We start from the raw sequence: 6,682 nt of genomic DNA, 5'->3' as shown, positions 1-6,682 counted from the left end.
GGTCCTCACCTTTGGCTCAACGACTCCAGCGAGTCATCACATTCACCGAACCAACGTCCCTGGGCAGTACAGCTAGGACTGTGGCGGCGCCGTCGTCCTTCTGACAATCAGTTCGTGGGGCGCGACGGCGGACTGGACCGATCCAACCTGCCCGTCCAGTTCATCAAGGAGCATCTTGGTAGCCAGCTCGGCCTGCTCGTCGGGCCGCTGGCCCACCGTTGTCAGGCCCACGGCCTCAGCGAAATCATGGTTGTCGATTCCCACGACGGACAGGTCTTCCGGCACCCGGACCCCGAGGCGGGAAGCTTCGAAGATCACGCCCATGGCCATCTCATCCGAGGCACAGAAGATGGCGGTGGGTTTGGTCCCCGGTTTGGACCAGAGCCGGCGGAAAGCGGCCTGGCCGCTGCGGACCGTGAAGTCGCCCCATTCATCCCATTCAGGCCGGGTGGGAAGCCCGGCCGCCGTCATCACGTCCTTGAACGCCAGGATGCGGACGCGGGGGACGTCGAAGTTCAGGTCCGTCTCGTCGTCGCCGTGCAGCAGTGCAATATCCCGGTGGCCCAGGTCGATCAGGTGGCGGACGGCGGTGGAGGCTGCCGCGTAGTCGTCTATCCCGATGTAGGCGCATTCCTCGACGTGGCCGCCCACCACCACCAGGGGTATGTCGATTTTCTGCAGATGCTCGAGTTCCTCATGGGTCAGCGCCATACACAGGACCAGCAGCGCATCGATCTGTTTGTAGACCATGGTCTTGCTGAAGAGCCGTTCCCGGTTGCTGCCGTGCCCGCCCAGGTTGAACAGGGACAGGTTGTAGTTGCGGGCGTGCAGCTCCCGGTCCGCGCCTTCGATGGCCTTGGAAAAGAACCACCGGCTTACAAAAGGCGCCAGCACCCCGATGGTCTTGGTCCGGCCTGTGGCAAGGCCCGAGGCCGAGCTGGAGGCCACATAGCCCAGGTCTCCAGCCACTTCGAGGATCTTTTGCCGCGTTGCCGGTGACACCCGGGGCAGTCCCCGTACCGCCCGGGACACGGTGGCGGTGGACACGCCCGCGGCTGCCGCCACGTCTTCAATGCTGACCCCGCTGTGGCCGCCCCGTTGAGACCTTTCACTTGTGCGTGCCACGGTGTCCCCTCATATACTCCCTGCAGGCATGCGCCCTGCTTCTGTGCGATGCCCCCTGCAATGGTATTTCGGGCGCCGGCTTGCATCGCAGTGTTACCTGCCGACCGGAGGTAACACTCCCGGCCGTACTGCCGGGAGTGCTACCTCCGGTCGGGCAGGCGGCGCCGGAGCCGCACCATGCCGTACAGCGCCAGCAGCGTTGCCAGCAGGCCCAATGCCCAGCCGAGTGCAGGTTGGGCCGTCACCTCCATCCAGAGGGTGACCACGAACAGGACCAGGGCCCAGAAGCCGAGGAACCCAATAATGATGTCAAAATCCTCGCCGGACCTGGCCCGACGGCGGTCGCTTCCCGCCCCCGTGGGGCGGGAGCGGGAAGCGTCACCCGTCACTTGACCGCACCCGCCGTAAGGCCGGCCACGATCTTGCGCTGGAAGACGAGCACCAGGATCACCAGCGGAATGGTGACAATAGTGCCCGCGGCCATGATGGCCGTGTAGGGGATCTGGTTCGGCTGGGCACCGGCGAAGCTGGCGATGGCAACCGTGACCGGCTGCGTGGCGTCATTCGACAGCTGGCTGGCGATCAGGAACTCGTTCCATGAGGAAATGAACGCCAGGATCGCCGTGGTGAAGATCGCCGGAGCTGCCAGGGGCATGATCACTTTCCGGAAGGCCTGGCCCTGCGTGCAGCCGTCAACACGGGCTGATTCCTCCAGCTCCCACGGCATTTCGCGGAAGAAGGACGTCAGTGTGTAGACGGTCAGCGGCAGGACGAAGGAGATGTTCGGGATGATCAGCGCCTGGTACGTTCCCATCCAGCCGATGTTGGTGAACAGCTGGAACAGCGGGGTGATCAGGGCAACGCCGGGGAACATGGAGGCGCCCAGGATGAAGCCCAGCACCAGGAACTTGAACCGGAAGTTCAAACGGGCCAGGGCGTACGCAGCAAAGACGCCGATCAGCAGCGAGATGGCCGTGACCGTCACGCCGATGAAGACGCTGTTGATCAGTGCCTGGCCAAACCTGTTGCCGAACGAGGTGTCGAAGGCAGTGGCGAAGTTGTCCAGGGTCACGTGGGTGGGCAGCAGCGAGGTGTCGTAGGTGAAGCCCACCTCGCGGAACGCCGTCACCACCATCCAGTAAGCCGGTGCAAGGCACCAGATCAGGATGACGACGGCGCTGATGTAGGTGCGTGCCTGCGCCCATTTCTCCCGGTTCTGGGCGGCCTTGCGGCCCTTGTCCTGCCGTGCCCGCAGTTCCGTGGAGGCAGTTGTGGTTGTCATTTCTTCCCCTTACCGGTGGCTCCGCTTTGCTCCACGACGTTCGCACCAAGGAACCGCACGAAGATGAATGCGACCAGGAAGATGATGATGAACGTAATGGTGGACAAGGCGGCCGCTGAGTTGAACCCTTGCCTGATCTGGTTGATCACCAGGATGGACAGCGTGGTGGTGTTGTTGGCACCGCCGGTGAGGATGTACGGAAGGTCGAACATGCGCAGGGCGTCCAGGGTACGGAACAGGATTGCCACCATCAGCGCCGGCTTCACCAGCGGAAGCGTGATGAGCCGGAAGCGCTGCCAGGCAGTAGCACCATCCACCTTGGCAGCCTCGTAAACGTCCGCCGGAATCATCTGCAGGCCCGCAAGGATCAGCAGCGCCATGAACGGCGTGGTCTTCCAGGTGTCCGCGATGATCACGGCCCACTTGGCCGGCCACTCGCTGCCGGTCCACAGGATGGAGGCGTTGAACAGCTTGTTGGCGATGCCCTCGAAGGCGAAGATGAAGAGCCACAGCTGGGCGGTGACGGCGGTGGGGATGGCCCACGGAACCAGCACTGCTGCACGGACGAGTCCGCGGCCCTTGAAGGTCCGTGCCATGATCATGGCCATCCAGAAGCCAAGGATTGTTTCAAAGGTGACGGTGATGACCGTGAAAAGGAAGGTTGTTCCGGTGGCTGACCAGAACTGGCCGCCCAGCGTGCCGGGCGGGCACGCGACGGTGCCGCCGCCGGGGGCAGCACACTGCTGGCCAAGCCAGTTCACGTAGTTCTGGATGCCGGCGGGACCGCCGGCGGTGAAGAGCCCGGTTGCCGGATCAAGCCCGGCGTCCTTCTGGAACGACATGACGATGGCGCTGATGATCGGGTAAACGATCACAATGCCCAGCGCAATGACGGTCGGTGCAAGAAGCCATGTAGCCCACTTGCCCTGGCTGAGGATCTTGTTGTCTTCCCCTACACCCTTGGGTCCGTGGTGGACCGGGGTCCCGCCCGACGCCGGCCCTTTTACCGGCGTCGGGCCTAATTCGGTTGCCATGATGGAGCTACGATCCTGCGCCGGCGGACTCGATGGACTTCTGCATATCGGCCAGGGCCTGTTCAGCAGACTTCTCACCCTTCAGTGCAGCGTAGGAGTTCTCCTGGATGGCCTGGGTGACCGCCGGGTAGAACGGGCTGACGGGGCGCGGCACAGCGTTCTCGATGGAGGTCTTCAGGACCGGCAGGTACGGAAGCTTGGCAACGAGTTCCTGGTCTTCGTAGAGGTCACCAAGGACAGGAGCCAGCGAACCCTGGGTGGCGAAGAACTTCTGCTGCTCTTCCTCGATGAGGAACTTGACGAAGTCAAGGGCCGTGGCCTTGTTCTTGGAGTAGACGCTGATGGCGGCATTGTGTCCGCCGAGTGAAGACGCACCCGGGCCATCCTTGCCCGGAAGTGCGGCCATGCCCAGAACATCCTTCACCTGGGAGGAGCCTTCAGTGGTGGCCAGGTTGTAGACGTAAGGCCAGTTGCGCAGGAAGAGCAGCTTGCCCTCCTGGAACGCACGGCGGCTTTCCTCTTCCTGGTAGGTGATGGCCTCAGCCGGGATGTTCCCGTTCTTGAAGGCGTCAACCAGGTTGTTTAGGCCTTCCTCGGCCTCAGGGGTGGTCAGGTTGGGCTTGCCGTCCTCGCCGAGCACGGAGCCGCCCGCCGAGTTGATGGCCTCAGAAGCGTTAACCGTCAGGCCTTCATACTGCTTGAACTGGCCGGCGTAGCAGCCGATGTTGTTTTCCTTGGCGATGGAGCACATGCCCATCATCTCGTCCCAGGTCTTGGGAGCTTCAGGAACAAGGTCCTTGCGGTAGTAGAGGATGCCGCCGTCGGATGAAACGGGCGCGGTGTACAGCTTGTCCTGGTAGGAGCCTGCCTCGATGGTGGGCTCAAGCATGCCGTCCGTCTCGATGGCCATGTTGCCTTCGAGCGGCTGCAGCCATCCGCGGGCAGCGAATTCGGCAGTCCAGACAACGTCAACACTGACAACGTCGTAGTTTTCGTTCTTGGCCTGGAAGTTCTGGACCAGGTCATCGTGCTGCTGGTCCGCCTGGTCAGTCTGCTCCTTGAACGTCACCTGCTCATCCGGGTGCGCAGCATTCCACTTGTCCAGGAGGGGACGGACCACGTTGCTGTTGTCCTTGCCCTGGACATATGTGATGGGGCCGCGGCCCTCGAGGTTGGCTTCCGCGTCGCTGCCGCCTCCCGTGGTTCCGCCACCTCCCCCGCCGCAGGCGGTGAGGGTCAGAGCCAGGACGCCGGCGGTGGCAGCCGGAAGTAGGAATCTAGGGGTTTTCATTAGCTTGAAGCTCCTCGCTGAGTGACAAGTAAGTCGACAGTGCGGTTGTTTGGTGAGGTTGTTGTGGTGACCATCACACTAGTAAGGTTGCTGTCGGCAATGCAAGCGTTTACATCAAAAAGTTATCTGAGAGGAACCTAACGTCCAAGCCGAGCGTTCCTGCCTCTGACCAAACCGGGGAATGGTGGGCCGGCGCCGTCGTCTACCAGATCTATCCCCGATCCTTTGCCGACGGCAATGGCGACGGCATGGGGGACCTGCGCGGGGTCCTGGACCGCTTGCCCTACCTGGAACGGCTGGGCGTGGATGCCATCTGGCTTTCCCCGTTCTACAAGTCCCCCCAGGCCGACGGCGGCTACGACGTGGCTGATTACCGGCAGGTGGATCCCCTTTTTGGTTCACTAAAGGACTTCGACGCCATGTTGCTGGAAGCTCACCGGCGCGGACTGAAGGTCATCGTGGACCTTGTCCCCAACCACACCTCGGACGAGCACGCCTGGTTCCGGGCAGCACTCAGCACCCCGCCCGGGTCCCCCGAACGGGACCGTTACATGTTCCGCCCGGGAAAGGACGAGGTGCCGGGTTCCGGTGACGGCAACCGGCCACCCAACAACTGGAAGTCAATTTTCGGCGGAGCCGCTTGGACCCGGCTCACCGAGGCGGACGGTTCCGCAGGAGAGTGGTACCTGCATCTCTTCGACACCAAGCAGCCGGACCTGAACTGGGAGAACCAGGAGGTACGGGAGGAAATGCGCTCTGTCCTCCGCTTCTGGCTGGACCGCGGTGTTGACGGTTTCCGTGTGGACGTAGCCCACGGGATGGTCAAGGAGGAGGGCCTTCCGGACTGGGAAGGGGTGGCCGCCATGGTGGAAGGCACCTCTGAGGTCCGACGGGAACCGGCACCTCCCGGCGATGCCCCAGGCGCCCACACTGATGCCGAGGAACCCCACCGCGCGGTATCCCCGGTGTATCCGCCCTCGCCCTTCTTCGACCAGGACGGCGTGCACGACATCTACCGGGACTGGCACCGCGTCCTGTCCGAGTACGGCAGCGACCGGATGATGGTGGCCGAGGCCTGGGTTGAACCGGCCGAACGGCTGGCGCTCTACGTCCGGCCGGATGAGATGCAGCAGGCCTTCAACTTCGATTTCCTGATGGCCGGCTGGGACGCCGAGCGCATGGCAGAGGCGATCGACGCATCGCTCAAGGCGGCCCAAGCCGTGGGTGCCCCCTGCACCTGGGTGCTGAGCAACCACGACACCGTCCGCCATTCCACCCGCTTCGGGCTCACGGACCCCACCACGTTCCCCAAGGGCATCGCCGGGGACGATGAGCAGCCGGACACGGCCCTGGGGCTTGCCCGCGCCCGCGCGGCGACCATGGTTGAGCTGGCGCTGCCCGGCTCCGCCTACCTGTACCAGGGCGAGGAACTGGGACTCCCCGAGCACACCACGCTTCCGGACGAGGCGCGGCAGGACCCCACGTTCTTCCGTACCCAGGGCGCAGAAACCGGACGTGACGGCTGCCGGGTACCGCTTCCGTGGGCTGCGGACAAGCCCGGTTACGGCTTCGCGGATTCATTCCCGGGCGAACCGGCGTCCCCCTGGCTTCCCCAGCCTGCCGAATTTGGGCCACTTGCCGCCAACCAGCAGGATGCCGAGGAAGGGTCCACCCTGGAGCTGTACCGCGCAGCACTCGCCTTCCGGACCGCCCGGCGCCTCGGCACCGGCTCCCTGGCCTGGGCCGAGGTCCACGCACCGGAAAGCGGCCTGCTGGCCTTCCACAACCGTGATGTCCTGATCCTCGCCAACATGGGTTTCGCGTCCGCGCCCATCCCCGACGGCTGGGCCGTGGCGCTCTCCAGCGGACCGGAGCCTGCCGCGGAGTGGGAGCTGCTGCAGGAGGTTCCCGTGGACTGCGCCGTGTACCTGACCCGGAACTAGAAGACGG

6 protein-coding genes are annotated in these 6,682 nt (G+C 64.0%); 1 reads left to right on the top strand and 5 read right to left on the bottom strand.

Annotation, left to right across the window (positions count from 1 at the left end):
• Positions 1-72: 72 nt before the first annotated feature.
• From IEX43_RS09325 to IEX43_RS09305, 5 genes are all read right to left on the bottom strand, one after another.
• A complete protein-coding gene (locus IEX43_RS09325; protein WP_188810385.1) occupies positions 73-1,125 on the bottom strand; it encodes a LacI family DNA-binding transcriptional regulator in 1,053 nt (350 codons plus the stop codon).
• 140 nt (positions 1,126-1,265) lie between these two features.
• A complete protein-coding gene (locus IEX43_RS09320) occupies positions 1,266-1,514 on the bottom strand; it encodes a hypothetical protein (RefSeq protein ID WP_174179442.1) in 249 nt (82 codons plus the stop codon).
• A complete protein-coding gene (locus IEX43_RS09315) occupies positions 1,511-2,407 on the bottom strand; it encodes a carbohydrate ABC transporter permease (RefSeq protein WP_104188119.1) in 897 nt (298 codons plus the stop codon). Before IEX43_RS09315 ends, IEX43_RS09320 begins: the two co-directional genes overlap by 4 nt.
• A complete protein-coding gene (locus tag IEX43_RS09310) occupies positions 2,404-3,441 on the bottom strand; it encodes a carbohydrate ABC transporter permease (RefSeq protein ID WP_188810383.1) in 1,038 nt (345 codons plus the stop codon). The genes IEX43_RS09315 and IEX43_RS09310 overlap by 4 nt, the downstream gene beginning before the upstream one ends.
• Positions 3,442-3,448: 7 nt before the next feature.
• The gene (locus IEX43_RS09305; protein ID WP_188731964.1) at positions 3,449-4,732 is read right to left on the bottom strand and encodes an ABC transporter substrate-binding protein; all 1,284 of its coding nucleotides are present in this window, start codon (positions 4,730-4,732) and stop codon (positions 3,449-3,451) included.
• 113 nt (positions 4,733-4,845) lie between these two features.
• Between IEX43_RS09305 and IEX43_RS09300 the strand changes: the two genes are divergently transcribed.
• Positions 4,846-6,675 carry a glycoside hydrolase family 13 protein gene (locus tag IEX43_RS09300; RefSeq protein WP_188810443.1) on the top strand — a complete coding sequence of 610 codons (1,830 nt, stop codon included), beginning with the start codon at positions 4,846-4,848 and terminating at the stop codon, positions 6,673-6,675.
• Positions 6,676-6,682 lie beyond the last annotated feature (7 nt).

It is taken from the genome of Pseudarthrobacter polychromogenes, from assembly GCF_014644495.1.
GTDB lineage: Bacteria > Actinomycetota > Actinomycetes > Actinomycetales > Micrococcaceae > Arthrobacter > Arthrobacter polychromogenes.
This window is presented reverse-complemented; position numbering and strand designations above follow the sequence as displayed.